3 protein-coding genes are annotated in these 2997 nt (G+C 38.1%); all 3 read left to right on the plus strand.

Annotation, left to right across the window (positions count from 1 at the left end; all coding sequences use genetic code 11):
• The coding region (locus AC1DDX_RS25945; RefSeq protein ID WP_477622872.1) for a DNA repair protein RecN at positions 1-861 on the plus strand (861 nt) is incomplete at its 5' end.
• Between the two features lie 81 nt (positions 862-942).
• A complete protein-coding gene (locus tag AC1DDX_RS25950) occupies positions 943-1758 on the plus strand; it encodes an enoyl-ACP reductase FabI (protein WP_288882589.1) in 816 nt (271 codons plus the stop codon).
• 17 nt (positions 1759-1775) lie between these two features.
• Positions 1776-2997 (plus strand): carboxypeptidase-like regulatory domain-containing protein (locus AC1DDX_RS25955; protein ID WP_477622873.1); only part of this gene is annotated, 1222 nt, incomplete at its 3' end.

Genomic DNA, 2997 nt, shown 5'->3' on the forward strand with positions numbered 1-2997 from the left:
CGCCTAAGGTCTTCACTTATAGAAATTAAAGACATTGCTCAGGAAACTGTAGCATTTGAAGAAGGAATTATTTTTAACCCTTCCAGAATTGAGGAAATTAACGCACGGTTAGACATCATTTATAATCTCCAGCAAAAACACAGGGTAAATACTATTGAAGAATTGCAGGCTATTGAAGCGCAATTATCCCAAAATCTAAGTGAGCTATTAAGCGGAGATGAAGAGATTGAACGACTTACAAAAGAAATAGCCTTGATGAAGGAAGATCTGGAACGCAAAGCGACCGAACTATCGGCAAACAGAAGCAAATCTATAACCAATACAGAAGATCAGGTAGCTAAGGTGCTTAGTCAGGTTGGCATGCCCAATGCTAAAATTAAAATTGAACAGAATGTACTTCCTGAATTGAATAAGGACGGAAAAGACAATATCACCTTACTATTCTCTGCCAATAGCGGGCAGGCGCCTGCTCCTGTGGGTAAAGTTGCCTCCGGAGGAGAGCTGTCCAGACTGATGCTGGCTATTAAGTCCATCATGGCCAAGCACACCTCACTACCTACCTTAATATTTGACGAAATCGATACAGGTATTTCAGGAGAGACAGCCGTTCGGGTAGGTAATGTAATTGGAGATCTGGAACAGAATATGCAGGTAATATGCATTACTCACCTACCTCAAATTGCAGCAAAAGGTGATGCTCATTATTTTGTTTATAAAAATGAAGAGACTGAGCGTACCACAACAGGGATTAGAAAATTAAAGCCTGAAGATAGAATAAGGGCAATTGCTGAAATGCTTAGTGGTAAAGACCCTGGTGCATCGGCCCTAAAAAATGCTCAGGAGCTGCTTGGTTTTAACTAATCTTTAACAATAACCGCCACACATATCTTTTAGATTTTTATTACTTTCGATAAATCATAAGAAGAACCAAAATAAAAAGATATGTATAACTTACTAAAAGGTAAACGTGGTGTCATTACAGGAGCATTAGATCAAAATTCAATAGCATGGAAAGTTGCGGAAAAAGCACATGAAGAAGGTGCTGAATTTGTTTTAACCAATGCTCCTATTGCCATGAGAATGGGTGAGATTAATGCTTTGGCAGAAAAAACAGGTTCTCAGATCGTTCCTGCTGATGCGACCAATGTAGATGAACTTACAAATCTGTTTACCCAATCACAAGAAATATTAGGTGGTAAAATAGACTTTGTGCTCCATTCAATTGGCATGAGTGTAAACATTCGTAAAAAAATTCCTTACACAGAGCTAAACTACGATTATTATCAAAAAGGCATAGATGTTTCTGCACTTTCATTTCACAAAATGCTTGCTGTAGCCAAAAAACTTGATGCAATAAATGAAGGTGGCAGTGTTGTAGCTTTAACCTATATGGCAGCTCAGCGAACCTATCCGTTCTATACAGATATGGCAGACATTAAAGCAATGCTTGAATCAATTGCCCGCAGTTTTGGCTATCATTACGGCCTGGAGAAGAAAGTTCGCATCAATACAGTTTCTCAATCGCCAACTAAAACCACTGCCGGAGCAGGAATTAAAGGCTTTGGCGACTTCTACGATTATGCAAATGCCATAGCTCCATTGGGCAATGCCGATGCTGAATCATGCGCAGATTACTGTATTACTCTTTTCTCTGACTTAACCCGCATGGTTACCATGCAGAACCTGTTCCATGATGGTGGGTATTCATCAACAGGCGTTAGCGATATCGTTATGCAGAAAATGGGATTAGAAGAATAACCCGTTAGTTTATAATTATGATCCGTCGACTGTCATTAGCCATTTCCCTAATATGTTTTTCTATTACTGTTTATGCACAAAATTCATATTCAATTAGTGGTGTTGTCAGAGATCAGAAAGAAACTTTACCTGGTGCAGGTGTTTACATTAGTGGCTATAAAATAGCTACGGCAGCCGATAACAATGGCCGCTTTAAAATAAACAACCTGCAACCAGGGAATTACGATATCCTTGTTCAAATGGTAGGGTACCTGCCCTATTCCAAAAATGTTGTCATTTCCGATAAATCAGTAGAGGTAGAACTAACCCTTAAAGAGAATACAGTTCAGTTAAATGAAGTAGTAATTCGTGCAGATCCTAACAGGGCCAAATATATTGAGCAGTTTAAAGAGTTCTTTATTGGTAAATCGCCAAATGCTGCCCAGTGTAAAATACTAAATCCTCAGGTCCTTAATATAGATTATGATGTCAGCAAAAGCTTACTTACGGTAAAAACAGATGAGTTTTTAATAGTTGAAAATAAAGCWTTAGGATATCGCTTAAAATATATGCTTGATAATTTTGAGTACAACTCCAGAACACGCATAATTTATTACTCGGGGCATCCATTTTTTGAGGAACTAAGGGCTTCATCAGCAAGAAGAAAAAAATATACCATAAATCGCGAAATTGCATATTATGGCTCTTCCCAACACTTTTTTAAATCCCTCTATCAAAACAAAACTAAAGAAGAAGGCTTCATCATTAACAAAATGATTAAAGTTCCTAATCCTAACCGTTACCCAGATAAGGTAATAAATGAGAAATTAGCCAAACTGAGAACCATTCCACCAAAGACTGGTATCTTTAAAACCGCGGCTAAAATAGACACGGCACAAGTTAATTTTTGGCAAAAGCAGCAAGATATGCCTAAATATCTTGATAAACTTGACCGTACAGAAGTGCTTCCAGACACGCTGGTTCATTATTACAATCAGAATTTAAAGCTACTTGACTATACTGACGCGCTTTGTGTGATATACACAAAGGAAAAAGAATCCTTAGCTTATTCAAAAACCGGATTTTGGATTTTCCGACCATTGGATTTGCCAAGCTATGAAATCTCTGTAGCCAATTTAATGAACGGACCAGTTCGATTCTATGAGAACGGGGGTATTCAAGATTCGAGATCCTTTTTATACGAAGGCTATTGGGCTTATGAGAAAATAGCGGATATGGTACCTATGGACTATATACCTC

The sequence above is a fragment of the Pedobacter sp. 10L46_2 genome (genome assembly GCF_056395165.1).